Genomic DNA, 24,903 nt, shown 5'->3' on the forward strand with positions numbered 1-24,903 from the left:
GATCACCTGGTGGTTTGTGTGCTTCGTGATTGTTACGGCGGTCATAGCGTGGGGGAAACGCCCGGTCCCATACCGAACCCGGAAGCTAAGGCCCATTGCGCCGATGGTACTGCACTCGTGAGGGTGTGGGAGAGTAGGTCACCGCCGGACTTAACTTGAAGATGTGTGGTCCTGGACTTGTGTCTGGGGCCGCACGTGGTTAACGGGGAGGCTCCGGCACTGTGTGTCGGGGCTTTCGCTGTTTAACCGGGGTTGGTGTTGGGGTGGCGTGGGGGAGTGGTGGCTTCCCCCTTTTTTCCTGTTTAAAGGGCTGCCTGGTGGCGGCGGTGTGTTTTCTCGGCAGGATTGCCTGCTGGCCGGCATGGTGGCCTGGCGTGAGGGGGTGGGGGAGTCGTGGCTCCCCCTTTTTCTGTTTAAGCGGAATTTGGCCGCATAGTTGGCTCTCTCTGGTGTTCGGTATCGAGCTGGACTATGCCGAGGTCCATAGCGTCGAGGCCACGCGGATGGCGGGTCTATCATCGGTAGTAACTTGCCGGTCAGTCTGTTCTCTTCGCGCTGCTCTCTTCAGCAACACAAAATCGGCAAGATTCTGCCGAAGTGTTGGGTTATTGCGGTTATGATGAGTGGGACTGCTACTATCGGCGTTATTCTGCCGGTTTGGAGATTTTCATGAGTTCATTGTCGAAGATCGGCGCAGTGATTCAATCAGTGCGTAAGGAGAACGGCCTTACCCAGGAACAGCTTGCCGACCTAGCTGGAATTTCTGAACGAACACTGCGATCAATGGAAAGCGGGCAGGGCAACCCATCTTTTAGCGCCGTAGTTTCAACTGCGTCTGTATTGGGAATAAAGATCGTGGTGGAGAAGTGAACTACGAACTTCAGGATCTCAAACAGATACAAGAGGCGGATGTCTACCGTGAGGATGTAATTGCCGGGAAGTTGACTCGGCGTCAAGACGGGAGCGTGGTGTTCTCCTATACCGACTCGTACTTGGCTTCGGGCGCACCAAGCATTGCTTCGTCGTTGCCGACACTCGGAGGGCCTTACATCGGTGCAGGGGGCGCCCTCCCTTCCTTCTTCTCAGGGTTGCTTCCTGAAGGTCACAGGCTCACGGTACTGAAGAATGCCGGTAAGACGAGCCTGTCAGACGAACTGACACTTCTCATGATTGTGGGGGCGGATACCCCGGGTAACGTTAGCGTGGTTCCCTCCGGGACGGCTCTGACGCAGCCGCCGGCACTCGCAGAGTTTTTGGATCCAGCTGAACTGGACTTCACTGCCCTGGCCAGATCACTTGATCTGCATTCCATTCCTGGGGTTCAGGAAAAGATTAGCGCCACGATGCTCACCACGCCGATGTCATTGGCAGGAACTGCGTACCTGCTCAAAATGGATCCACGCGATCATCCACATCTCATTGCAAATGAAGCAGCTCATCTCTCCGCGGCGAGGCTTCTGAAACTTCCTGTTGTGAAAAGTCAGCTGGTCCATGATGCGCGTCAACTCGAAGGACTGCTTATTGAACGATTCGACAGGCTGAACAGAGCGGGTTCACCTGGATCGAAGAAGCTGGCGTTGGAAGACGCCATGCAGGTGCTGAATCTGCCACCGAGTGCGAAATACTCGGTATCCTCTGAAGCGGTATGCGAAGCCCTGGCTCAGCATTGCCACGCTCCACTTCTTGCTAAGAGGAATCTATACATTCAATTCCTTTTCGCATGGCTCAGCGGTAACGGTGACTTGCATGGAAAGAACGTATCCATGCTGGCCGACCATGACGGGCGCTTCTCGGTTGCACCAATTTACGATATTCCGTGCACCTTGATCTACGGGGACGATACATTGGCTCTTACGCTGGCAGGCAAGACAAAGAACCTCCGCCGTAAGCACTGGGAAGAGTTTGCGCGGACACTCGGCCTGACTGACAAAGCTGCGGCTTCCGCAAACCAGCTAGCGTTGAGAGCGGTCAACAATATCGACCTGAGCGCGCTTCCTTTCAGCGGATCTCCGCTACGCGGAACGCAAAGAGAACTGCGATTTCGACGCCTGGAAGTCAGCTGAAGCTATATTCGTACCTTGTCCAGCGAGATCCTCGGAAAAGTTTTCTCGGTACTTGTCCTATGGACTGAATCGCCAGCGAATTTGCAGCCCTGGGCGGACGTACAGCGAATCATGGTTGACCCTGCGGTTGGAGTGAATGACGGCTACTCGTTCCCCTGGCGTTCCTTGGACAAGTGGCGTCGGCGGAACCAAATGACCGCGCCGTGGTCAACGGTGGTTAGCAAGCGCACTTGTTGTTGGCCTGGAGGGCACATGCTCCTAATGCCACGGTGATGCCTAGCCGGGAAGTTCAGCATGCGTTGGCATTGGCCTCACCGTGCCGGTCCATACTTCCGCCCATACATGGCTGACGAAACCTGCATCATGGTCAAGCTGCTAGATCGCGGATGAACAAAGGGCATAGCTGCTTTGCCGGCTGAGCGTATCTGCACATGACGGTGGAGGAAATCTTCAGTCTGTTCCCTTGCGCGGGCCATGGAGATCTACCTATGGCAGTTACGAGACCTGGCTGGCCATTGAACTGTGGAACTCGTGCCGAACAGGCAGTAAAAGTTCATTAGGGTGTTTCGTCATTATGGGCAGAGCGGATCAGCAGGAGTACACGGGCCGGCATCGTACGATTTCTGCCATGATCGGCACCATTACTTATCAGAGACCCCGTGGACGTAAGCGGTTCGATAGAACGTTCGGGTCCCCCGTAGTAATGGGGGCAGATCATGCGGCGTGAGAGTCCTTTGGCGTCGATTTGAAACCGAAGTAACCAGATCATTCGTAACGAGTGGGCAGCCACGGAGGTTGTCGGCCTGTCAGAACACAGGAATCAACACAACCGGGGCCCTAAGCGAATCGGTCAATCATAGGATCGGCAAAGTTGCCAAGACGCAGAAGGGTTGAGTGTGCAGCATCGTGACTGAAGACTTCGGTACTCTTGGCGAATCGCCTGATCCAGTTTTGAGGCGGTGTTGAATGTTGCTCCAGTAGAACCGTTGGAACTAAGGATTCTGACGGTAGGCTTATTCTGCCTAGCGGGCTCTCGAATAAGTGGCGCCAGTTCAAAACTACGCGAACGGGAGCGAAGCCTGTAAGCCTGCGCCGGCGACGAGACTCCTCAAGTTCCAGAAGGGTGATTCCACGAGCATGAATTGCCCGGCGCAAGGTATGAATCCTGTCCACAATGTAGATCTGAACCCAAGAGCCGGTGGAGCCCGTTATTATTTCCGGTGCCCATGGGTTTCAAAAACTGAACGTTCCGCGGTATCCAGAAAGCGCTCCGTTTTATGTGGTCACGCTCACCGCTGCGCAGCACCCCTCCGATTTGCACCGCCCCGCCAACCCGTGTATAGTTTTTCCTTGTCGCCACGAGCCGGACGGAACAACAACCAACCGGAACAAGGCGGCGAAACCCCCGGAAAATCAAGGTTTTCCACACCATGTGTGGACAACTTGGAATTGAATGGGAATCAAAGAATACTGATTTGAATCACAAAGAATCGATTTGACTTTCAGAATTCAATGATTATAGAATATGAATATAACGCTGGACGATATCGCCTCCTTGAATGGGTGGCGGAGAACCGGTAAGTGTTTGTTGTTTGAGAACTCAATAGTGTGCCAAGTTTGTTGATACCAAATTATTTTTTGTTTGGTGAATACGAAACATTTTGCTTGGGATGATGCACCCCCGTGTGTTGTTCCAAGTGTTTTTATTCGCCAGGATTTATACATCACGTGTGGCCCCGTCTTTTTCCGGTGGGGTTGTGGTGGCTTTTTGTTTTTTATGGAGAGTTTGATCCTGGCTCAGGATGAACGCTGGCGGCGTGCTTAACACATGCAAGTCGAACGATGAAGCCCAGCTTGCTGGGTGGATTAGTGGCGAACGGGTGAGTAACACGTGAGTAACCTGCCCCTGACTCTGGGATAAGCCCGGGAAACTGGGTCTAATACCGGATATGACCATGGGACGCATGTCTTGTGGTGGAAAGATTTATCGGTTGGGGATGGACTCGCGGCCTATCAGCTTGTTGGTGAGGTAATGGCTCACCAAGGCGACGACGGGTAGCCGGCCTGAGAGGGTGACCGGCCACACTGGGACTGAGACACGGCCCAGACTCCTACGGGAGGCAGCAGTGGGGAATATTGCACAATGGGCGCAAGCCTGATGCAGCGACGCCGCGTGAGGGATGACGGCCTTCGGGTTGTAAACCTCTTTCAGTAGGGAAGAAGCGAGAGTGACGGTACCTGCAGAAGAAGCGCCGGCTAACTACGTGCCAGCAGCCGCGGTAATACGTAGGGCGCAAGCGTTATCCGGATTTATTGGGCGTAAAGAGCTCGTAGGCGGTTTGTCGCGTCTGCCGTGAAAGTCCGAGGCTCAACCTCGGATCTGCGGTGGGTACGGGCAGACTAGAGTGATGTAGGGGAGACTGGAATTCCTGGTGTAGCGGTGAAATGCGCAGATATCAGGAGGAACACCGATGGCGAAGGCAGGTCTCTGGGCATTTACTGACGCTGAGGAGCGAAAGCATGGGGAGCGAACAGGATTAGATACCCTGGTAGTCCATGCCGTAAACGTTGGGCACTAGGTGTGGGGGACATTCCACGTTTTCCGCGCCGTAGCTAACGCATTAAGTGCCCCGCCTGGGGAGTACGGCCGCAAGGCTAAAACTCAAAGGAATTGACGGGGGCCCGCACAAGCGGCGGAGCATGCGGATTAATTCGATGCAACGCGAAGAACCTTACCAAGGCTTGACATGTTCCAGACCGCCTCAGAGATGGGGTTTCCCTTCGGGGCTGGTTCACAGGTGGTGCATGGTTGTCGTCAGCTCGTGTCGTGAGATGTTGGGTTAAGTCCCGCAACGAGCGCAACCCTCGTTCCATGTTGCCAGCGGGTTATGCCGGGGACTCATGGGAGACTGCCGGGGTCAACTCGGAGGAAGGTGGGGATGACGTCAAATCATCATGCCCCTTATGTCTTGGGCTTCACGCATGCTACAATGGCCGGTACAATGGGTTGCGATACTGTGAGGTGGAGCTAATCCCTAAAAGCCGGTCTCAGTTCGGATTGGGGTCTGCAACTCGACCCCATGAAGTCGGAGTCGCTAGTAATCGCAGATCAGCAACGCTGCGGTGAATACGTTCCCGGGCCTTGTACACACCGCCCGTCAAGTCACGAAAGTTGGTAACACCCGAAGCCGATGGCCTAACCACCTTGTGTGGGGGGAGTCGTCGAAGGTGGGACTGGCGATTGGGACTAAGTCGTAACAAGGTAGCCGTACCGGAAGGTGCGGCTGGATCACCTCCTTTCTAAGGAGCTAACCATTTTTTTGGTGCCCATGTCTGGACCCGAGTGTGGTTCGGGTGGGTTGCTCAAGGGTGGAATGTCAATGAACTCAACATCGGGAAACGGGTTTTCGAAAGGGCTGCCATGGTGGTGGTGTTTTCGGGGGTTCGGGTGTTGGCATGGTTTGTGTTGTGTGGTGTGTGTGGTTTAGTACGCAGTGCCGGCTCCTTTGGGGGTTGGTGGTGTTGGAAGGGCGCGCATGGTGTGTGATGCGAATGGGTATGTTTGGTGCACTGTTGGGTTTTGAGGCAACAAGCCTCCTGGCTGTCTTGCTCCTTGTGGGGTGGGGTGGTTGGGTGCTTGGTGTTTCGGTGTTTGTCCTGTGTCTGCTGCATGGTGTCCTGGTGGCTGGTCTTTTGGCTGGTTGGGGGTGTTGTGTGGGGGTGCGGGGTTGTTGTTTGGGAACTGTATAGTGAACGCGAGCATCTTGCAGACAAGATGAGTTGCATGTGCCTGTCCTGGGTGTGTGTGGTGTTTGAGTCTTGTTTGTAGTGATTTTGTTGATTGTTTTATAGCTCAATTTTGAGAACTTTGTTTTGTGTTGAAGTTTTTAAGGGCGCACGGTGGATGCCTTGGCATCAAGAGCCGATGAAGGACGTGGGAATCTGCGATAAGCCTGGTGGAGTCGATAACCGGACGTTGAGACCAGGATTTCCGAATGGGGAAACCCCGCACCATGTTATGTGGTGTGACCTGCAGCTGAATGTATAGGCTGTGTGGAGGGAACGCGGGGAAGTGAAACATCTCAGTACCCGCAGGAAGAGAAAACAATAGTGATTCCGTTAGTAGTGGCGAGCGAACGCGGATGGGGCTAAACCGGTTGGTGTGTGATAGCGGATAGGCGTTGCATCATCGGGGTTGTGGGGTCCACATGTACCAGTTCTATCTACGCTGGTGGGATGAGGTGCAGGCGTATAGGTGAATCGGTTGGAATGCCGGACCAGAGAGGGTGATAGTCCCGTAGGTGTAATGCGTGTCTGCCGTTCTTTGTGTGGATACCCGAGTAGCACGGGGCCCGTGAAACCTTGTGTGAATCTGCCAGGACCACCTGGTAAGCCTGAATACTACTTGATGACCGATAGTGAATCAGTACCGTGAGGGAATGGTGAAAAGTACCCCGGGAGGGGAGTGAAATAGTACCTGAAACCGTGCGCTTACAATCCGTTAGAGCCATGCCTTGTGTGTGGTGATGGCGTGCCTTTTGAAGAATGAGCCTGCGAGTTAGTGTTACGTCGCGAGGTTAACCCGTGGGGGGAAGCCGTAGCGAAAGCGAGTCTGAATAGGGCGAGTGAGTGGCGTGATCTAGACCCGAAGCGAAGTGATCTACCCATGGCCAGGTTGAAGCGTGTGTAAGAGCGCGTGGAGGACCGAACCCACTTCAGTTGAAAATGGAGGGGATGAGCTGTGGGTAGGGGTGAAAGGCCAATCAAACTTCGTGATAGCTGGTTCTCCCCGAAATGCATTTAGGTGCAGCGTTGCGTGTTTCTTGCTGGAGGTAGAGCTACTGGATAGGCGATGGGCCCTACAAGGTTACTGACCTTAGCCAAACTCCGAATGCCGGTAAGTGAGAGCGCAGCAGTGAGACTGTGGGGGATAAGCTTCATAGTCGAGAGGGAAACAGCCCAGAACGCCAACTAAGGCCCCTAAGCGTGTGCTAAGTGGGAAAGGATGTGGAGTTGCTGTGACAACCAGGAGGTTGGCTTAGAAGCAGCCACCCTTGAAAGAGTGCGTAATAGCTCACTGGTCAAGTGATTCCGCGCCGATAATGTAGCGGGGCTCAAGCACACCGCCGAAGTTGCGTCATTCAAATGTTTATCTGGCCTTCGGGTTGGGTGTTTGGATGGGTAGGGGAGCGTCGTGTGGACGGTGAAGTCGCGGTGTAAACCAGCGGTGGAGGCCACACGAGTGAGAATGCAGGCATGAGTAGCGAATGACGGGTGAGAAACCCGTCCGCCGAATGATCAAGGGTTCCAGGGTCAAGCTAATCTGCCCTGGGTTAGTCGGGACCTAAGGCGAGGCCGACAGGCGTAGTCGATGGATAACGGGTTGATATTCCCGTACCGGCGAAGGACCGCCCATACTGAGCGATGGATGCTAACCATGATGGATCATGGCTGTTGCGCCCTTCGGGGTGTTGGCTGTGTGATGTGGTGGGAACCGATGTTGTGAGGTCAGCGTATTAACAGGTGTGACGCAGGAAGGTAGCCGAGCCAGGCAATGGAATTGACCTGGTCCAAGGGTGTAGGAAGAACGGTAGGCAAATCCGCTGTTCATTGTTTCTGAGACCTGATAGGCGCCCCGTTTGTGGGGTGATTCGGTGATCCTATGCTGCCTAGAAAAGCATCGGCGCGAGGTCCCAGTCCGCCCGTACCCTAAACCGACACAGGTGATCAGGTAGAGAATACTAAGGCGATCGAGAGAATCATGGTTAAGGAACTCGGCAAAATGCCCCCGTAACTTCGGAAGAAGGGGGGCCTGCCCCGTGAAGAGGATTGACTCCTTGGAGGCGGGTGTGGGCCGCAGAGACCAGGGGGAAGCGACTGTTTACTAAAAACACAGGTCCGTGCGAAGTCGCAAGACGATGTATACGGACTGACTCCTGCCCGGTGCTGGAAGGTTAAGAGGACCGGTTAGCACACTTGTGTGCGAAGCTGAGAATTTAAGCCCCAGTAAACGGCGGTGGTAACTATAACCATCCTAAGGTAGCGAAATTCCTTGTCGGGTAAGTTCCGACCTGCACGAATGGAGTAACGACTTCCCCGCTGTCTCAACCATGAACTCGGCGAAATTGCAGTACGAGTAAAGATGCTCGTTACGCGCAGCAGGACGGAAAGACCCCGAGACCTTTACTATAGTTTGGTATTGGTGTTCGGTGCAGCTTGTGTAGGATAGGTGGGAGACTGTGAAGCTCGGACGCTAGTTCGGGTGGAGTCATCGTTGAAATACCACTCTGGCTGTACCGGTCACCTAACTTCGGACCATGATCTGGTTCAGGGACAGTGCCTGATGGGTAGTTTAACTGGGGCGGTTGCCTCCTAAAATGTAACGGAGGCGCCCAAAGGTTCCCTCAGCCTGGTTGGCAATCAGGTGTTGAGTGTAAGTGCACAAGGGAGCTTGACTGTGAGAGTGACAGCTCGAGCAGGGACGAAAGTCGGGACTAGTGATCCGGCGGCACCTCGTGGAAGGGCCGTCGCTCAACGGATAAAAGGTACCTCGGGGATAACAGGCTGATCTTGCCCAAGAGTCCATATCGACGGCATGGTTTGGCACCTCGATGTCGGCTCGTCGCATCCTGGGGCTGGAGTAGGTCCCAAGGGTTGGGCTGTTCGCCCATTAAAGCGGTACGCGAGCTGGGTTTAGAACGTCGTGAGACAGTTCGGTCCCTATCCGCTGCGCGCGTTGGAAATTTGAGAAGGGCTGTCCTTAGTACGAGAGGACCGGGACGGACGAACCTCTGGTGTGTCAGTTGTACTGCCAAGTGCATCGCTGATTAGCTACGTTTGGAAGGGATAACCGCTGAAAGCATCTAAGCGGGAAGCCTGCTTCGAGATGAGATTTCCATCCACCTTGTGTGGGTGAGGCCCCCAGCTAGATTACTGGGTTGATAGGCAGGATGTGGAAGCAAGGACCAAAGACTTGTGTAGCTGACCTGTACTAATAGGCCGATGACTTACAACACACTATAAGATGGTGTGTCGACAAAATTCATTTTTTTGCTGTTCGCGTTCACTATGCGGTTACGAGACAACAACCTCGAACCTGAAGAAGTTTTTTTGCAGGACGAGTGCTGGATCACCTGGTGGTTTGTGTGCTTCGTGATTGTTACGGCGGTCATAGCGTGGGGGAAACGCCCGGTCCCATACCGAACCCGGAAGCTAAGGCCCATTGCGCCGATGGTACTGCACTCGTGAGGGTGTGGGAGAGTAGGTCACCGCCGGACTTAACTTGAAGATGTGTGGTCCTGGACTTGGTCCGGGGCCGCACGTGGTTAACGGGGAGGCCCTGGCACAGTGTGTCGGGGCCTTCGCCATTTAAAAGCTCAATTCCATGCTGGTTCATGCTGATAATTGACTTAGACAATGGAGTTCCGGACCAAGACCGATTTCCTGCTAAACGCCTTTTTGTCGCTAGTCTGTTTTTAAGCGCTCACCGCGAACTCACTTCTGCGGTTCAGCGACAGACATCGAGATGAATCGAGGACTCAGGTTTTGAGAACTTACATCGTAACTGGAGCAGGATCCGGAATCGGCATGGCAACCGCAGAACTTCTGCGCGAACGCGGCCAGAAAGTCATCGGCGTGGACCTACGCGGTGCGGAAATCACCGCGGATCTCTCCACCACTGAAGGCCGCAAGGCAGCGATCGAAGAGACCCTGCGCTTGAGTGAAGGCAAGATTGATGCAGTGATCGCAGCTGCGGGTATTTCTGCTCCCAAGGCGCTGACCGTTGCGGTCAACTTCTTCGGCGTTACCCAGTACCTCGAGGGACTGCTGCCTGCACTGTCGCAGTCCGAGGCCCCACGAGTAGCCGTGGTGTCGTCGATGGCATCGCTGCAGCCAAACTCGGTCGAGCTTGTCGACGCCTTGCTGTCGGGAGACGAAGAGGCCGCCCTGGCCATCGGCAAGTCCTTGGAAGAGCAGGGCCCGAAGACCGGCTACCTGAACTATCCTTCGTCCAAGCGCGCCCTGAGCCGCTGGGTCCGCCGCGAATGCATCACCCCTGCATGGGCAGGCGCCGGCATCCCGCTGAACGCCGTTGCACCAGGCACCGTGATCACCAACATGACCCGCGAGATGCTCTCGACCGCAGAAGGCCGTGCCGGCGTTGACGCCCACGTTCCGATGCCTCTGAACTACCACTCGGAAGCGATAGTCATCGCCAAGCTGCTGCTCTGGTTGACCAGCGAGGAAAACACCCACGTAACCGGCCAGACCATCTACATCGACGGCGGCGCTGATGCCTCGCTGCGCGGCGACGATATCTGGAGCTGAAGCCAGGCACGAGGAGCCTGCTGATGGCGGCGAAGCGTTCCAGCCTGCAAGGTTTCTGATGTAGCTGCTGCCCCGAACACCCTGGTGCTCGGGGCAGCAGGCATTTAAGCCGTGGGTGGATGACTTCCAGAGACTGATCCTATTCCGGAAGAACTGGCTACAGTGTGTAATAGATTTAGCCCGAACTTCTACGAAGGAGCAGCTCCTTGACTACCGAATTGCCTGATGTCCTGAAGTACCGTGACGACGCCATTCGCCCGCAAGACGACCTGTACCGCCATAGCAACGGCAAATGGTTCGAGACCGCGACCATCCCCAGCGACCAGGGCATTTACGGCTCCTTCATGGAACTGCGCGATGAGGCCGAAGCAGCTGTGCACGCGATCATCGAAGACGCGGTCGCGGCGCACGCCTCCGGCGCGCCGATCGACGCCGCCACCCGGCGGATCGCCCACCTCTACGGCTCTTTCATGAACGAGGAGGTCATCGAGGAACGCGGCGCGGATCCGGTGGCCAGCTACCTGGAATCCATCGCAAAGGTCCAGGACGTCCAGGGGCTGCTCGAGCTCTCCGGCTCCTTCTACCGCAAGGGCATCAGCGGCTTCGTCGACATCGGCGCGATGAGCGACGCCGGAGACCCGGACCGCAACCTGCTGACCTTCCTGCAGGCGGGACTTGGCCTGCCGGACGAATCCTACTACCGCGAAGAGCAGTTCGCGCAGACCGTCGAGGACTACCGCGGGCACCTGGCGCGCCTGCTCGGCCTGGGCGGCATCGAGGACGCCGAAGCCGCCGCGGCCTCAGTGGTGCAGCTGGAGACCGCTATCGCCTCCCACCATTGGGACCGGGTCAAGGTGCGCGATGCCCAGGCCCGCTACAACCTGCTGCCCGGTGCGGAGCTATTCGGTCTCATGCCGGGCCTGCGTAGCTGGCTGGGCGGCGCCGGCATCGAAGAGAAGTATTTCAGCGAGGTGGTGGTCTGGCAGCCGAGCTATATCGAGGCGCTCTCCGGGCTGCTGGAAGAGCATCCGCTGGAAGCCTGGAAGAACTGGCTGACCGTGCAGGTGCTGCGCTCGTTCGCGCCATACCTGTCCAGCGCCTTCGTGAACGAGAACTTCTCCTTCTACTCGGCCAAGCTCGGCGGCGTGGAGAAGCTCAAGGACCGCTGGAAGCGCGGGGTGGCCTTCACCGAGGGCGCCGTCGGCGAGGACCTGGGCCAGCTCTACGTGGCCGGGAACTTCCCTCCGGAGGCCAAGACCGCCATGGACGCGCTGGTGCAGCGCCTGATCGAGGCCTACCGCATCTCCATCAGCAACCTGCCGTGGATGGGCGCAGACACCGTGCAGAAGGCGCTGGACAAGCTTTCCAAGTTCCGCCCGAAGATCGGCTACCCGGACCAGTGGATCGACTACTCCTCGATCGAAACCGACGAGCTGGACGTGATCACCAACCGCGCGGCCGCCAACGAGTTCGAGTTCAGGCGCGAGCTGAAGAAGATCGATGACGGGGTGGACCGCGAACTGTGGTTCATGTACCCGCAGACCGTCAACGCCTACTACCACCCGCTGCTCAACGAGATCGCCTTCCCGGCCGCGATCCTGCGCCTGCCGTTCTTCGACGTGGACCGCGACATCGCCTCCAACTTCGGCGCCATCGGCGCGGTGATCGGCCACGAGATCGGGCACGGCTTCGACGACCAGGGCTCGCAGTACGACGGCAGCGGCCAGCTGACCAACTGGTGGACCGATGCCGACCGCGAAGCCTTCGAGAAACTGACCGGCAAGCTGGTCGAGCAGTACAACGCGCTGAGCCCGACCGAAGCGCCGGACCACCAGGTCAACGGCGCGCTGACGCTGGGAGAGAACATCGGCGACCTGGGCGGCCTGGGCATCGCCTACAAGGCCTACAAGCTCGAGCTCGCGGCCAACGGCATTGTCGAGGACGAAGTCATCGACGGAGTCACCGGCGACCAGCGCTTCTTCTACTCGTGGGCCGAGTGCTGGCGCACGCTGATCCGCCCGGAGACCGCGATCATCCGCGTGACCACCGATCCGCATGCTCCCGGGGAGTTCCGCTGCAACCAGGTGCCGAAGAACCTGGACGCATTCCACAAGGCCTTCGGGACCAAGCCGGGGGACGGCATGTGGCTCGACCCGGAAGAGCGCGTAGTGATCTGGTAGACCGATTCGGGGCGCGGAAGGCACAGGCCTTCCGCGCCCCGGCTGGTTAACCGGGGTGCGGGGTGTAAGTCTGGTCATGATCAGGCCAACAGCCCCGGAATCACACGTAGAATGGGATATTGTGACTTCCGAAAATAATTCCGCACAGGCCCCTGATCCGAACGACCAGCGTCAGGTCCGCACCGATAAGCGCAACCAGCTGCAGGCGCTTGGTGAGGAAGCCTACCCCGTTGGCGTTGCCCGCACCCATTCCCTGCAGGAGGTGCGCGAAAAGTACGCGCATCTGGAAGCGGGCGAAGAGACCGAGGACATCGTCGGCATTGCCGGGCGCATCGTCTTCATGCGCAACACCGGCAAGCTGTGCTTCGCCACCCTCCAGGAGGGTGGACCGCAGGGCGTCGGAGTCCGGCTGCAGGTCATGCTCTCGATGGCGAATGTCGGCGAAGAGCGCCTTGCCCAGTGGAAGTCGCTCGTCGACCTGGGCGACCACGTTTTCGTTTCCGGCAAGGTCATCTCCTCGCGCCGCGGCGAGCTGTCCATCATGGCCGACTCCTTCCAGATGGCGTCCAAGGCGCTGCGCCCGCTTCCGGTGCTGCACGCCGACCTGAACGAGGAAACCCGCGTCCGCCAGCGCTACGCCGACCTGATCGTGCGCAACGAAGCCCGCGAGATGGTCTACAAGCGGGCCGCCATTGTCCGCGCGGTGCGCAACACCCTGGAGAACCGCGACTACGTCGAGGTTGAAACTCCGATGCTGCAGCTGGTGCACGGCGGCGCCTCTGCTCGCCCGTTCAAGACCCACCTGAACGCGTTCGACCAGGAAATGACCCTGCGCATCGCCACCGAGCTGTACCTCAAGCGCTGCGTCGTGGGCGGAGTGGACCGCGTCTTCGAAGTGGGACGCATCTTCCGCAACGAGGGCGTCGACTCGACCCACTCGCCGGAGTTCACCACCCTCGAATGCTACGAGGCCTACGCAGACCAGTACGTCATGGCGGACCGCATCAAGGAGATCATCTTGAACGCGGCGGATGCCATCGGCGCCGGCCGTACCATCGAGACCGCCAAGGGCACCATCAACCTCGATGGCGAATGGCGCTGGCTGAGCGTCTACCCGGGTCTTTCCGAAGCCGTCGGCGTGGAGATCACCCCGGAAACCGAGGCCTCGGTGCTCCGCGAAATCGCGCAGAAGCACGAGGTGAAGTTCGACCCGGCCTGGGGCGCCCAGAAGCTGGTCATCGAGCTGTTCGGGGAGATCGTTGAACCGACCCTGATCGACCCCACCTTCGTCTGCGACTACCCGCCGCTGGCCCAGCCGCTGGCACGCCCGCACCGCTCCAAGCCAGGTGTCATCGAAGCCTGGGACCTGATCATCGGAGGCATGGAGCGCGGCACCGCGTTTTCCGAGCTGATCGACCCGGTCATCCAGCGCGAGCGCCTGACCGAGCAGTCGCTCATGGCAGCCGGCGGAGACCCGGAAGCCATGCAGCTGGATGAGGACTTCCTGCGTGCACTGGAATACGGCGCCCCTCCAATGGGAGGCATCGGCCTGGGCATCGACCGTCTGGTCATGCTGTTTACCGATGTAGGTATTCGCGAGACCATTTTGTTCCCACTTCTCAAGCCGGAGGCGTAATTACCATGCCATTTGTAGAGGCGTTCGTTCCCAGCATCGCGCTTGGCCTGCTTTTTTGGTACGTAATGAAAGCACTTACCAATGCGGATCGCAAAGAGCGGCAGGCAGAATCAGAAGCCGATGCACAATTTGAGAACCGCACCGAATCGGATACTCGTTCAACTCTCGAATAAGCTATTCCTGATAATTCCTTGTGAATTGACCTTCTAATTCGGAATGTTTCGTATTAATGTCTATACTTGAGCTACGAAATTGGAGTAACGCTTACTAGCCCTACTCAACGAAATTAGAGCCGGAGGGAATTCTCAAATGGCACGTCAGGTTCAAATTGCGCTGATTGACGATATTGATGGCAGCGAGGCAACAGAGTCTATTGCCTTCAGTATCGCCGGCCAGCATTTTGAGATCGATTTGAACGATGAGCACGCTGCGCAATTCCATGCGGCCCTGGAGCCTTATATTGAGGCAGCGCGCTCGTCGAAGCAAACCGCGGCAAGTGAAGCCCCGGCAATTCGTGCTTGGGCCAAGGAAAACAACATCAAGGTAAACGCCCGCGGGCGCCTTAACGCCGATGTTGTCGACGCCTACAATGCGGCAATGCGCAAGGGTGGTCGCAACCGCGCCAAGTAATTCGAGCGCTGGGAATAAGCCTCTATTTTAGGAAGCCCGTACTTTTTAAGTACGGGCTTCCTGTTTTAATCACTAACCGAAGATAATTTCTCTCGATATTTACTTGGTGTACAAATAAATGAAATTCTATCTACTTTCGGTAATCGCTTCGAACTGAATCGAGCGTGAAGTAGCGGTGCGGGTTATCCCCGTGGCGAACAAGGGAGAATTGCTGGCCGAGGGTGCGTAGCATCGAACTATTGGTAAGCAAGGAGTGTGCCGAAGATGTTTGAGAGATTTACCGACCGTGCCCGCCGAGTTGTCGTGCTCGCCCAGGAAGAGGCGCGCATGCTCAACCACAACTACATCGGCACCGAGCACCTGCTGCTCGGTCTAATCCACGAAGGCGACGGGGTGGCCGCCAAGGCGCTCGAGTCGCTGAATATTTCGCTGGGTGCCGTCCGCGAGCAGGTTCAGGAGATTATCGGCAAGGGCCAGCAGGCGCCTTCCGGTCACATCCCGTTCACTCCTCGCGCCAAGAAGGTTTTGGAGCTCTCGCTGCGCGAAGCGCTGCAGCTGGGACATAACTACATCGGGACCGAGCACATCCTGCTCGGCCTGATCCGCGAAGGCGAGGGCGTCGCTGCCCAGGTGCTGGTCAAGCTCGGCGCCGACCTCGGTCGCGTCCGCCAGCAGGTCATCCAGCTGCTCTCCGGATACCAGGGCGGCAAGGAAACCGCCTCGGCCGGCGTCAGCTCGGGCGGCCAGCAGGAAGGCGTGCCGGCAGGCTCGGCCGTGCTGGACCAGTTCGGCCGCAACCTGACCGCTGCTGCCCGCGAGGGCAAGCTGGACCCGGTCATCGGCCGTGAGCACGAGATGGAACGCGTCATGCAGGTTCTGTCCCGTCGCACCAAGAACAACCCGGTCCTGATTGGCGAGCCGGGTGTCGGCAAGACCGCGGTCGTCGAGGGCCTGGCCCAGTCGATCGTGCGAGGCGACGTCCCGGAGACCATCAAGGACAAGCAGCTGTACACGCTTGACCTCGGTTCGCTGGTGGCCGGCTCCCGCTACCGCGGCGACTTCGAGGAACGTCTGAAGAAGGTCCTGAAGGAAATCCGCACCCGCGGTGACATCATCCTCTTCATCGACGAAATCCACACCCTGGTCGGTGCCGGTGCCGCCGAAGGCGCCATCGACGCAGCCTCGATCCTCAAGCCGATGCTGGCCCGCGGCGAGCTGCAGACCATCGGTGCCACGACCTTGGACGAGTACCGCAAGAACATCGAGAAGGATGCCGCCCTCGAGCGCCGCTTCCAGCCGATTCAGGTCAAGGAGCCTTCCGTTGAGCTGACCACGCAGATCCTGCGTGGCCTGCGCGACCGCTACGAGGCGCACCACCGCGTGACCATCACCGACGGCGCGCTGCAGGCCGCCGCCCAGCTGGCACACCGCTACATCTCGGACCGCTTCCTTCCGGACAAGGCAGTCGACCTGATCGACGAGGCCGGCGCACGTCTGCGGATCCAGCGCATGACAGCTCCTCCTGCCTTGAAGGAGATGGACGAGGAAATTGCCACCGTCCGCCTCGAAAAGGAAGCGGCCATCGACGCACAGGACTTCGAGGGTGCGGCATCGCTGCGCGACAAGGAGTCCAAGCTCATCGAGGCCCGCAACGACAAGGAAAAGGCCTGGCGCAACGGCGACCTGGACGAAATTTCCGAAGTCACCGAGGAGCTCGTCGCCGAGGTTCTGGCCAACTCGACCGGCATCCCGGTAGTGAAGCTGACCGAGGAAGAGTCCACGCGCCTGCTGAACATGGAAGATGAACTGCACAAGCGCGTCATCGGCCAGGATTCGGCCATCAAGGCCATCTCCCAGGCGATCCGACGTACCCGTGCCGGCCTGAAGGATCCGAACCGCCCGGGCGGCTCGTTCATCTTCGCCGGTCCGACCGGCGTGGGCAAAACCGAGCTGGCCAAGGCGCTGGCGGAGTTCCTCTTCGGTGAGGAAGACGCGTTGATCACCTTGGACATGTCCGAGTACTCGGAGAAGCATACGGTTTCCCGACTGTTCGGCGCCCCTCCAGGCTACGTCGGCTACGAAGAGGGCGGTCAGCTGACCGAGAAGGTCCGCCGCCGTCCGTTCTCCGTGGTGCTGTTCGACGAGGTTGAGAAGGCCCACGCGGACCTGTTCAACTCGCTGTTGCAGATCTTGGAAGACGGCCGTTTGACCGACTCGCAGGGTCGCGTGGTGGACTTCAAGAACACCATCATCATCATGACCACGAACCTGGGTACCCGTGACATCTCCAAGGGCGTCATGACAGGTTTCCAGGCTTCGGGCGATACCCGAACCGGCTACGAGCGCATGCAGGCCAAGGTCCAGGAGGAGCTGCGCCAGCATTTCCGCCCTGAGTTCTTGAACCGCGTTGACGACATCGTCGTCTTCCCGCAGCTGAGCCAGGAAGAGATCGAAGAGATCGTCGACCTGTTCATCGGCCGTCTGCGCAAGCGCCTGGACGAGCGTGGCATGACCATCGAGCTGACCGCTGCGGCCCGCAGCCTGCTGGCACAGCGCGGCTACGACCCGGCCATGGGCGCCCGCCCGCTGCGCCGCACGATCCAGCGCGACATCGAGGACCAGCTTTCCGAGAAGATCCTCTTCGGCCAGATCGTTACCGGCCAGAAGATCACCGTGGACGTCGAAGGCGAAGGCGAGAACCGGAAGTTCAGCTTCCACGCCGAAGGCGGCACCGGCGAACTTGAAGGCGAACCGGCACCGGCCGCGCTGGAAAGCTAGACCAAGCACGAAACAACCCGCGGGGCGCGGACCTGGAGAAATCCAAGTCAGCGCCCCGCGGGCTGTTTAACGGTGATTGAGCCGTCGACATCGAGCCGGTAGGCTCAGGACATGTCTGCCGTCCGCAAATATTCTTTCCTGCTGATCGGGCCCGGTGCAGCGTTGCTGCTCTATGCCGGGTCCTATCTGCTGCTGCGGGCGGGACTTCCCGAACAGATCGTCCGTCATCTTGGGCCGGATGGAGCAGGCTACGGTTCGACACCCCTGGTGCTGGGTGTTGCTGCTTGCATAGCTGTGGCGGCTTTCGGCATCGGGGCGTGGACCTGCAACGACTTCACCGCGTTGGGGCACTGGTACGCGGGCCCCAAAGCGATTGTCGTGTGCTTCCTGGCCGCAGGCTACGGGGTCCTGGCCTTGGGGCTGGGCATGATGCTGGCCGCCAGCGTTCCCGGAACCCGGGACCACGGGGCAGACACGATCGGTTACAGCCTGCTTGCGCTGCTCCTGGGTTTCAGCGCCGCGGCCGCGGTGCTGAGCCGGAAGCTGCCCGAAGCGCAGCGGGAGACCCTGGGCTAGTTACCGACGGCCTTGCCGACCAGCGCGATGACCTGCGCCTCGAGCTGGTCGTCCAGCGCGGTGATGGCGTAGGCGGTGGGCCACAGCGTTCCGTGATCCAGCTGGGCCGCATCGTTGAAACCGAGAGTCAGGTAACGGGCCCCGAACTTCGCTGCGTCCTGGATGAAGCACAGGATCTGGCCGTCCAACGCGTAGGCGGGCATCCCGTACCAGGTCTTGGGCTCAAGCTGGGGCGCGGTTGTGGTGATGATGTGGTGCAGCCGCTGCGCAATTTCCTTGTCGCTGCCGGTGTAGGAGGCGATCTTTTCTTCGACGTCTTTGCGGGCCTGGGCCGCTTTTTCGGCCTTGGTCATGCGCTTCTTCGGTGCGCGGACTTCCGCTGCGCGCTCCTTCATCGCCGCCTTCTCGGCGGCGCTGAAACCTTCCTGATCCGTGGTGGTCATGATATTTGCTCCTCAGCTGCTTGGTTGATGCGGACCATGTTGCCGGATGGATCCCGGAACGCGCAGTCGCGGGGCCCCCATGGCTGCTTCATGGGTTCCTGAAGTACTTCGGCTCCGCTTGCCGACAAGGATTCGAACAGCGAATCGAGATCCGGCACGGTGAGAACCAGCCCGCCCATGGCGCCCTTGGCCACCAATTCTCCGAGCGCCTGCGCATCCTCGTCGGAGCGTCCCGCGCCGGGTGCGGAAAGCACGAGGTTCAGCCCGCCTTGGGCCGGGACGGACAGCGAGACCCAGCGGAACCCGGCGTTGGACACGTCGGAGACCACCTCCAGCCCCAAGCCGTCACGGTAGAAGGCCAGGGCTTCGTCTACATCCAGCACGGTGACCGGAACGAATTGAACTGAAATGTTTGTCATGATTTCAGACTAGGGGAGCTTGCCGCCGCCGCGCTTCTTCAAAACTGCTCAGAATCTTTCGGGCCGCAGAAGAACCTTGGCAATGCACGACGGGATCTGTTCGGTCTGCGAATGCTCGCGTGCACTGTAGGACGAAGGGGATTCGCCGACGACTTCGGTGAAGCGGGTGCTGAAGGATCCCAGCGACGTCCATCCCACCTGCATGCAGGCATCGGTGACACCGACCCCGGCACGCAGCAGATGCATGGCCCGTTCGATGCGGCGGGTCAGCAGATAGGAATGCGGAGTCTCGCCGTAGGCCCGCTTGAACTCGCGCGAAAAATGCGCGGGAGACATGAGTGCGCGTTGCGCCATCGCGGGCACATCCAGCGGTTCAGCATAGTGCCGGTCCATCAAATCCCTGGCGCGGCGCAGGTGGGCCAGTGTTTCCAGCATCTTGGCGTCCATGGGCTAGGAACTCCTGCGACGTCGGAACACCAGGAAAAGGCCGAGCAGGGTGCAACTGAGGTAGATGCAGACCACGGCGATCCAGCCGGCGGTGAAGCCGCCCGGCGAACTGATCAGCAGGCCCATGGCCAGTGGGCCGACGGTGAAACCGCCGAACTGCCCCGCCGAGACGATGCCGCTGGCGCTGCCCATCCGACTGATCGGGATGGCGCGCAGCAGCGCGGCCATCAACACCACCGAAACGCCCAGCGCCGAGGCACCGTGAAGCACCACCGCAAGCCACAGCAGGGTCGCCGAATGCGCCTGCTGGGCCATCAGGAAGCTGACGCCTCCGGCGGTGGCGAGGACCGCCAGAAGGAGCAGCAACTTCGGTGCGGGAACACCGCGCGACATCATCCTGCCCCAGCCCACGCGGGCGCTGACGCCTACCACCCCGGCCACCGCGGCGGTGAGGCCACCGGCAACCAGCGAGAAATCCAACTCGCGCACCGCAAAAAGGGGGATGTAGACGTTCGTTGCCTGAACGCCGATGCCGTTGATGAAACCGAAGAGAGTCAGCGCGAAAATGATGAAGCGGGTAGATGCGGTATCCGTGCCGGCCGCCGGCCCGGCACCTGAGCTGGGCTTCGCGGGCGCCGGAACCTGCAGCAGCGGAACCGCCGACACCACCCGGATGGCAAGGACGCCCAGCAGCGCAGCGACGAGGGCGCCGACCAGCGATGCGCCGTGCCAGCCGATGACTGCGGCGAGCATCGGGAAGCCCACGCTGCCGATCAGCTGCGACACCTGGACGCCGGACTGCTTGATGCCAGTCCATGCGATGCGTTGGTTCGTGGGCACCCGCTGGACGAGAATGCGGTTGGTGACCCCGTTGGGAAAGGACTGGGCGAAACCCGAGATGCCGGATGCGACCAGCAGGAAGACATACCCCGCTGGCAGCGCGGCAAGGCCCATGGCCAGCGCGGCCATGCCGAAGACCAGCAGGAGCAGCCTGATATCAGGCTGCCGGTCGGCGAACTTGCCGAAAGCCACGTTGCCGATGGCCGCGCAACCAAAGCACACGGTGGCGAGAAGCCCGAACTGGGTCTCGCTGATGCCCAGATCCCTGATAATCAGGTCGCTGGTGGCGCTGAGCCCGTAGTTCAGCAGCGGGGCGATGCCGACCGCTGCAAGGAGGATGGATAGCAGCCCCATTCCAGGGCGTGCTGTGCTCTGCGACATTTTCATCCTTCACTTCAGCTGGCAGTCGTCACCGAAACCAAGTTTGGCACAGGTCACGTGGCACGGTGCGCTCCATGACATATCGGACGTGAAGCTCGAATCCGTGTTCCTGCGGGCATAGGATTTAGAAGGTGAATACTTTTACCGTCCGTTCAGCGAAGACCAGCGATGTCCCTGCAATCCGGAACCTCGTGCGACCACTGGCCGAGGAGCGCATCCTGCTGGACAAGGAAGCGGTGACCTACTACGAGTCCATCCAGGAATTCGTGGTCGCTGAAGATGCGGACGGCAACGTGGTCGGCTGCGGCGGCCTGCACGTGATCTGGGAAGACATTGCAGAGATCCGTACCCTGGCCACTTCCAACGAACTGCGCGGCAAGGGCGTGGGGCACGTGCTGCTTACCGAGCTGCTCCAAAGGGCGCGCCAGGTCGGGGTGCACCGGGTGTTCTGCCTGACCTTCGAGGTGAAGTTCTTCGAGCGCCAGGGCTTCAGCGTGATGGCGGACCAGAGCGCCGTGGATCCCGCGGTGTACCAGGAGATCCTGCTGTCCCGCGACGAGGGCGTGGCCGAATTCCTGGACCTGGCGAGGGTCAAGCCGAATACGCTGGGCAACACCCGGATGATCATTTCCCTCTAGCTCAATCCTCCATGGTGTCGAATCGGGAGCGGAAGACCAGGAACAGCGCATAGGACAGCAGGCCCGCGCCGACGAGCACCAGCGCAAACGGGCCGAACTGCTGCTCGCCCAGCGCCTTCAACGCCCCGTCGATCCCCGTTGATTCCTCGGGATCGCCCTGCACGGTGGAAACGATGAACAGCAGCCCCACCGCTGCCAGCACCAGGCCCTTGGCCGGGTAGCCGACGACGCCCGAGGCCGTGATCGCCTTGCGCAGGGCCCGATGGCCGGAGGTCTGCAGGTCCTTCAGGAACCCGCGGGTCATTCCCCGGTAAACGAAGTAGCCGCCGACTCCGATCAGCACCAATCCCAGCGCGATCAACGCTCCCCGACCTGCGGCGGAACGCATCAGCATGGCGCTGAAGGAGCTGGTGGCCTGCCCGGAATCGCTCTGGTTGCCCATTGCGAATTGCAGAAATGCGCCGCTGAGCACGAGGAAAACTATCCCGGTGCCCGCGGATTTGAGCCTCCTGAGCGCTTTGGGCTGGGGGAGCGCTGCCTGCGCGAGGGACCAGAGGCCAAGCAGGGCAGCGCCGATCGCGCAGACCCACAGCAGCACTGTCCCCCAGGGCTGCGCAGCCAGTGTCTGCAACGCCCCGCTCTGGTCTGCTTCGGCGCTGCCGCCGCGGGCCAGCACCAGGGCAAGGAAACCGAGCGTCGCGTGCAGCACTGCATTGGCCAGGTAGCCGAGCCGTGCCGCGCGTTGGAACCATGGGTTCCGGGCCGTCTGGCGGGCCTTGCCGGCGGCGGAAGAAATATCCATGACCATAGCTTAGGGGCGCATCCACATTCTGGCAGCGGCTTTCGGCCATCGTTCAGGAGGGGAGCCTGACGCCTTCCGGGTCGGCGACTGCCAGGCCGTCCTTGAGCAATCCGGCCAGCGCCCGTTCGCGCTGTTCCAGCGGGGATTCCAGCTTGCCCAAGGCGACATACATCGCGTGGGTTTGCGTAGAAAGATCCGTCAGGAACGTCGTTTCCGGCACCGGGTCTTCGTGCTCGCGCAGGATCGCCATGATGGCTCCGCGCACCTGGCGGTCCGTCCCATGCCAGGCCTGCCCCTTGGGGGTGTAGTGCGGTTCCGGCCTGCCGGCGGCGATCCAGGCGCAGTCATCGAAGACCGGGCACAGCTCGCACTTGGGGCTGCGTGCTGTGCAGACCAGCGCGCCCAGCTCCATGACGGAAATGTTCCAGAGGTTCGCCTCCCGGCGGTCGGCCGGCTGCACCTCGCGGGCCCTGGCGAACTCGCTGGCGCGGGGGTTGGGCTCGGGCAGGGCCATGCCGCCAAATACCCTGGCCTGGACGCGGCGGATGTTCGTATCAACCACCACGGTGGGCTCGCCGAAGGCGAAGCAGGCGATGGCCGCTGCGGTGTAGTCGCCCACTCCGGGCAGCGCGCGAAGCTCGGCTTCGGTCTGCGGCACCTGGCCGTTGTATTCGGTGGTGATCTCCACCGCCGCAGCATGCAGCCGCTGGGCGCGGCGCGGATACCCGAGCCTGCCCCAGGCCTTCAACGCCTCGGACAGCGGTTCGGCGGCCAGATCTTCAGGAGTTGGCCAGCGTTCCATCCACTCTTCCCAGACCGGAAGCACCCGGACCACCGGAGTCTGCTGCAGCATGAATTCACTGACCATGACTTCCCACCCGGTGACCCCGGGGCGGCGCCATGGCAGGTCGCGTTGGTTGTTCAGGTACCAGTGATTGATCTTCTCGTGAATTTGCTGCACCCATCCACTCTAAGTCAGCTGATTCACGGTGCAGAACCGCTGGATATCACGCGGTGCGGCCATGCAATGAACTAGCCTTAAGCCATGAGCAACACATCCGGGGGCAAGCCATTGGCCCGCGTCTATCGGCGCCGGCGCATCACCGTGGCTGTTTTGGCTCTTGTGCTTGTCGGACTCATCGTCTGGGGCGTCACCGCTGTCGTCGGAATGTTCGGCGCAGACGAAGATCCGAAGGGGTCGAACCCGACCACTGCCGAAGCCTCGCCCAGTGCCTCCGAGCCCTCCGGGGAGACGGAATCCAACGCCTGCAAGGCCGGGGAAATCACCATTACCGCGTCCACCGACAAGCAGTCCTACGCCTCGGAAGAAGACCCGGTGCTTACCCTGGGAATTGAAAACACGTCCAAGCGCGACTGCGAGCTGAACGTCGGCACCAGCCAGCAGGAATTTCTGATTTCCAGCGGCTCGGACCGGATCTTTTCCACGGTCGACTGCCTGAGCAACGGCGAAGACGTCGTGCTGGGTTTCGCGGCCGGGCAGAAGGAAAGCGCGAAGTTCACCTGGAACCGCAACCGCTCCGCCCCGGGCTGCAAGGCGGTCAACGCCAAGCCGCTGCCGGGAACCTACAAGTTCACCGCGGCGATCGGGGAGTTGACCAGCGAGCCGGCGACGTTCGTGCTCAAGTAGCCGATTTTCGGCGCGGGCCTAGATGTAGCGGTCCAGCAGCGAGGATTCGGCCATGCGGGCCAGGCCTTCGCGGATCGAGCGGGCACGCTGTTCGCCTACGCCCTCGATCTCCATCAGCTGGCTGGTCGTGGCGGCCATGAGCAGCTGCAGGTTGTCGAAGGACGCGACCAGGCGTTCGCCGATGGCCTTGGGGACCGTGCGGATCTGCGACAGCAGGCGGTAGCCCTTCGGAGTGAGCGTATCCTCCTGGTCAGCGGTCGAATTCGGGAACAGGATCCTTGTCAGCGCCTCGGGTTCGATCAGCTGTGCATCGGAGATCTCGTGCAGCTTCTCCAACGCCGCCTCGATGTCCAATTCCTGCCCCTCGGCATGGGAGTAGTCGCGCAGCAGCAGCTGGTTGTCGATCTGGATGCCGGCCAGCAGTTCGGTGTGCTGGGAGGCCAGCAGGCGGCCGTCCGCGCCGAGCTCCAGCACGGAACGCGAAATCTCTTCGCTGGTGCGGCGCAGCATCTCGGTGCGCTGCAGCACCGCCAACACCTCGCGGACCGTGGCGGTGTCCTCGATTTCCGCGGCCGACAGCGCGCTGGTCACCTGGTCAAGCCGGTGGCGGTAGCGTTCAAGGGTGGCAATCGCCTGGTTGCCGCGGGCCAGCAGCCGTTCGGCCGGCTCGAGCACGTGGCGCTCGCCGGCGGCGTAAAGGGTGATGGTCTGCATGGACTGCGACACCGATATCACCGGGAATCCGGTTTGCGCGGCGACGCGTTCCGCGGTGCGGTGCCGGGTGCCCGATTCCTGGGTCTCGATGCTTGCGTCGGGCATCAGCTGCACCCCGGCCTGCAAGATCTGGCGGGCCGAGGCGTCCAGGATGATCGCGCCGTCCATCTTGGCCAGCTCGCGCAGGCGGGTGGGGGTGTAGTCCGTATTGATCCGGAAACCGCCCGAACAGATGGATTCGACCTCCTTGTCGTGCCCCAGCACGATCAGTGCGCCGGTGCGTCCGCGCTGGATGCGTTCCAGGCCTTGGGCCAGCTCGGTGCCCGGGGCGATCCGGGCCAGGGTGGAGAGAAGTTCGGGTGCGGGATGCGATTTCAACG

Annotated in this window: 18 protein-coding genes and 4 rRNA genes; 15 read left to right on the forward strand and 7 right to left on the reverse strand. The window is 60.1% G+C overall.

Annotated elements, in window-relative coordinates; genetic code table 11:
- The first annotated feature begins 33 nt into the window (after positions 1–33).
- The 13 genes from rrf (JQN66_RS00495) (at position 34) to JQN66_RS00555 (ending at position 18,191) form a co-directional block, all read left to right on the forward strand.
- Positions 34–150: ribosomal RNA gene (gene rrf / locus JQN66_RS00495) — 5S ribosomal RNA — on the forward strand.
- Between the two features lie 519 nt (positions 151–669).
- Entirely contained in the window at positions 670–870 is a 201-nt protein-coding gene (locus JQN66_RS00500) for a helix-turn-helix transcriptional regulator (RefSeq protein WP_204676220.1), read from the forward strand.
- On the forward strand, positions 867–2,063 hold the full coding sequence (locus JQN66_RS00505; protein ID WP_204676221.1) for a type II toxin-antitoxin system HipA family toxin: 1,197 nt from the start codon (positions 867–869) through the stop codon (positions 2,061–2,063). The genes JQN66_RS00500 and JQN66_RS00505 overlap by 4 nt, the downstream gene beginning before the upstream one ends.
- A 1,774-nt stretch (positions 2,064–3,837) precedes the next feature.
- Positions 3,838–5,363 (forward strand): 16S ribosomal RNA (locus JQN66_RS00510).
- Positions 5,364–5,940: 577 nt separating this feature from the next.
- Positions 5,941–9,079: ribosomal RNA gene (locus JQN66_RS00515) — 23S ribosomal RNA — on the forward strand.
- Positions 9,080–9,223: 144 nt separating this feature from the next.
- A 5S ribosomal RNA gene (gene rrf / locus JQN66_RS00520) occupies positions 9,224–9,340 on the forward strand.
- Together the 16S, 23S and 5S rRNA genes form the textbook arrangement of a ribosomal RNA operon.
- Positions 9,341–9,650: 310 nt before the next feature.
- Positions 9,651–10,391: an SDR family oxidoreductase gene (locus JQN66_RS00525; protein WP_239464088.1), complete on the forward strand. Its 741-nt coding sequence runs from the start codon at positions 9,651–9,653 to the stop codon at positions 10,389–10,391.
- A 206-nt stretch (positions 10,392–10,597) separates the two neighbouring features.
- On the forward strand, positions 10,598–12,571 hold the full coding sequence (locus tag JQN66_RS00530; protein WP_204676223.1) for a M13 family metallopeptidase: 1,974 nt from the start codon (positions 10,598–10,600) through the stop codon (positions 12,569–12,571).
- Between the two features lie 76 nt (positions 12,572–12,647).
- The gene (lysS, locus tag JQN66_RS00535; protein ID WP_420870942.1) at positions 12,648–14,207 is read left to right on the forward strand and encodes a lysine--tRNA ligase; all 1,560 of its coding nucleotides are present in this window, start codon (positions 12,648–12,650) and stop codon (positions 14,205–14,207) included.
- A 5-nt stretch (positions 14,208–14,212) separates the two neighbouring features.
- A complete protein-coding gene (locus tag JQN66_RS00540) occupies positions 14,213–14,380 on the forward strand; it encodes a hypothetical protein (RefSeq protein WP_188949851.1) in 168 nt (55 codons plus the stop codon).
- Between the two features lie 136 nt (positions 14,381–14,516).
- Positions 14,517–14,837 (forward strand): histone-like nucleoid-structuring protein Lsr2, encoded by a 321-nt coding sequence (locus JQN66_RS00545; RefSeq protein ID WP_047117705.1) that lies wholly within the window; start codon positions 14,517–14,519, stop codon positions 14,835–14,837.
- A 264-nt stretch (positions 14,838–15,101) separates the two neighbouring features.
- Positions 15,102–17,615, forward strand: coding sequence for an ATP-dependent Clp protease ATP-binding subunit (locus JQN66_RS00550; RefSeq protein ID WP_188949849.1), 2,514 nt, complete (start codon positions 15,102–15,104; stop codon positions 17,613–17,615).
- Positions 17,616–17,726: 111 nt separating this feature from the next.
- Complete coding sequence (locus JQN66_RS00555; RefSeq protein WP_188949847.1) at positions 17,727–18,191, forward strand: hypothetical protein; 465 nt, start codon at positions 17,727–17,729, stop codon at positions 18,189–18,191.
- Here the strand turns inward: JQN66_RS00555 and JQN66_RS00560 are convergent.
- From JQN66_RS00560 to JQN66_RS00575, 4 genes are read right to left on the reverse strand one after another with little or no spacing between them, the layout of a single operon-like run.
- Positions 18,188–18,634: an iron chaperone gene (locus tag JQN66_RS00560; RefSeq protein WP_188949846.1), complete on the reverse strand. Its 447-nt coding sequence runs from the start codon at positions 18,632–18,634 to the stop codon at positions 18,188–18,190. The two genes, JQN66_RS00555 and JQN66_RS00560, sit on opposite strands and share 4 nt — an antisense overlap.
- Entirely contained in the window at positions 18,631–19,053 is a 423-nt protein-coding gene (locus JQN66_RS00565) for a VOC family protein (protein ID WP_188949844.1), read from the reverse strand. The genes JQN66_RS00560 and JQN66_RS00565 overlap by 4 nt, the downstream gene beginning before the upstream one ends.
- Before the next feature lie 48 nt (positions 19,054–19,101).
- Positions 19,102–19,500 carry a helix-turn-helix domain-containing protein gene (locus tag JQN66_RS00570; protein ID WP_204676225.1) on the reverse strand — a complete coding sequence of 133 codons (399 nt, stop codon included), beginning with the start codon at positions 19,498–19,500 and terminating at the stop codon, positions 19,102–19,104.
- A 3-nt stretch (positions 19,501–19,503) separates the two neighbouring features.
- On the reverse strand, positions 19,504–20,721 hold the full coding sequence (locus tag JQN66_RS00575; protein ID WP_239464089.1) for an MFS transporter: 1,218 nt from the start codon (positions 20,719–20,721) through the stop codon (positions 19,504–19,506).
- Between the two features lie 131 nt (positions 20,722–20,852).
- Between JQN66_RS00575 and JQN66_RS00580 the strand changes: the two genes are divergently transcribed.
- Complete coding sequence (locus tag JQN66_RS00580) at positions 20,853–21,359, forward strand: amino-acid N-acetyltransferase (RefSeq protein ID WP_204676226.1); 507 nt, start codon at positions 20,853–20,855, stop codon at positions 21,357–21,359.
- A 1-nt stretch (position 21,360) separates the two neighbouring features.
- On the opposite strand, the gene JQN66_RS00585 is transcribed toward JQN66_RS00580, so the two are convergent.
- Positions 21,361–22,161: a DUF1206 domain-containing protein gene (locus JQN66_RS00585; RefSeq protein ID WP_204676227.1), complete on the reverse strand. Its 801-nt coding sequence runs from the start codon at positions 22,159–22,161 to the stop codon at positions 21,361–21,363.
- A 52-nt stretch (positions 22,162–22,213) separates the two neighbouring features.
- Complete coding sequence (locus JQN66_RS00590; protein ID WP_204676228.1) at positions 22,214–23,122, reverse strand: A/G-specific adenine glycosylase; 909 nt, start codon at positions 23,120–23,122, stop codon at positions 22,214–22,216.
- Positions 23,123–23,206: 84 nt separating this feature from the next.
- On the opposite strand from JQN66_RS00590, the gene JQN66_RS00595 reads away from it, so the two are divergent.
- Positions 23,207–23,809 (forward strand): DUF3054 domain-containing protein, encoded by a 603-nt coding sequence (locus JQN66_RS00595; protein WP_204676229.1) that lies wholly within the window; start codon positions 23,207–23,209, stop codon positions 23,807–23,809.
- 18 nt (positions 23,810–23,827) lie between these two features.
- On the opposite strand, the gene disA is transcribed toward JQN66_RS00595, so the two are convergent.
- Positions 23,828–24,901, reverse strand: a complete 1,074-nt coding sequence (gene disA / locus JQN66_RS00600; RefSeq protein WP_204676230.1) for a DNA integrity scanning diadenylate cyclase DisA — start codon at positions 24,899–24,901, stop codon at positions 23,828–23,830.
- Positions 24,902–24,903 lie beyond the last annotated feature (2 nt).

Source organism: Glutamicibacter protophormiae, from assembly GCF_016894325.1.
In the GTDB taxonomy this organism is placed as follows: domain Bacteria; phylum Actinomycetota; class Actinomycetes; order Actinomycetales; family Micrococcaceae; genus Glutamicibacter; species Glutamicibacter protophormiae.

Excerpts from the sequence above, each read along its gene's own strand:
- JQN66_RS00500 (WP_204676220.1), top strand. The coding sequence starts at position 670 with ATGAGTTCATTGTCGAAGATCGGCGCAGTGATTCAATCAGTGCGTAAG.
- JQN66_RS00525 (WP_239464088.1), top strand. The coding sequence starts at position 9,651 with ATGGCAACCGCAGAACTTCTGCGCGAACGCGGCCAGAAAGTCATCGGC.
- lysS (WP_420870942.1), top strand. The coding sequence starts at position 12,648 with ATGATCAGGCCAACAGCCCCGGAATCACACGTAGAATGGGATATTGTG.
- JQN66_RS00540 (WP_188949851.1), top strand. The coding sequence starts at position 14,213 with ATGCCATTTGTAGAGGCGTTCGTTCCCAGCATCGCGCTTGGCCTGCTT.
- JQN66_RS00545 (WP_047117705.1), top strand. The coding sequence starts at position 14,517 with ATGGCACGTCAGGTTCAAATTGCGCTGATTGACGATATTGATGGCAGC.
- JQN66_RS00550 (WP_188949849.1), top strand. The coding sequence starts at position 15,102 with ATGTTTGAGAGATTTACCGACCGTGCCCGCCGAGTTGTCGTGCTCGCC.
- JQN66_RS00555 (WP_188949847.1), top strand. The coding sequence starts at position 17,727 with ATGTCTGCCGTCCGCAAATATTCTTTCCTGCTGATCGGGCCCGGTGCA.
- JQN66_RS00560 (WP_188949846.1), bottom strand. The coding sequence starts at position 18,634 with ATGACCACCACGGATCAGGAAGGTTTCAGCGCCGCCGAGAAGGCGGCG.
- JQN66_RS00565 (WP_188949844.1), bottom strand. The coding sequence starts at position 19,053 with ATGACAAACATTTCAGTTCAATTCGTTCCGGTCACCGTGCTGGATGTA.
- JQN66_RS00570 (WP_204676225.1), bottom strand. The coding sequence starts at position 19,500 with ATGGACGCCAAGATGCTGGAAACACTGGCCCACCTGCGCCGCGCCAGG.
- JQN66_RS00575 (WP_239464089.1), bottom strand. The coding sequence starts at position 20,721 with ATGTCGCAGAGCACAGCACGCCCTGGAATGGGGCTGCTATCCATCCTC.
- JQN66_RS00585 (WP_204676227.1), bottom strand. The coding sequence starts at position 22,161 with ATGGATATTTCTTCCGCCGCCGGCAAGGCCCGCCAGACGGCCCGGAAC.
- JQN66_RS00595 (WP_204676229.1), top strand. The coding sequence starts at position 23,207 with ATGAGCAACACATCCGGGGGCAAGCCATTGGCCCGCGTCTATCGGCGC.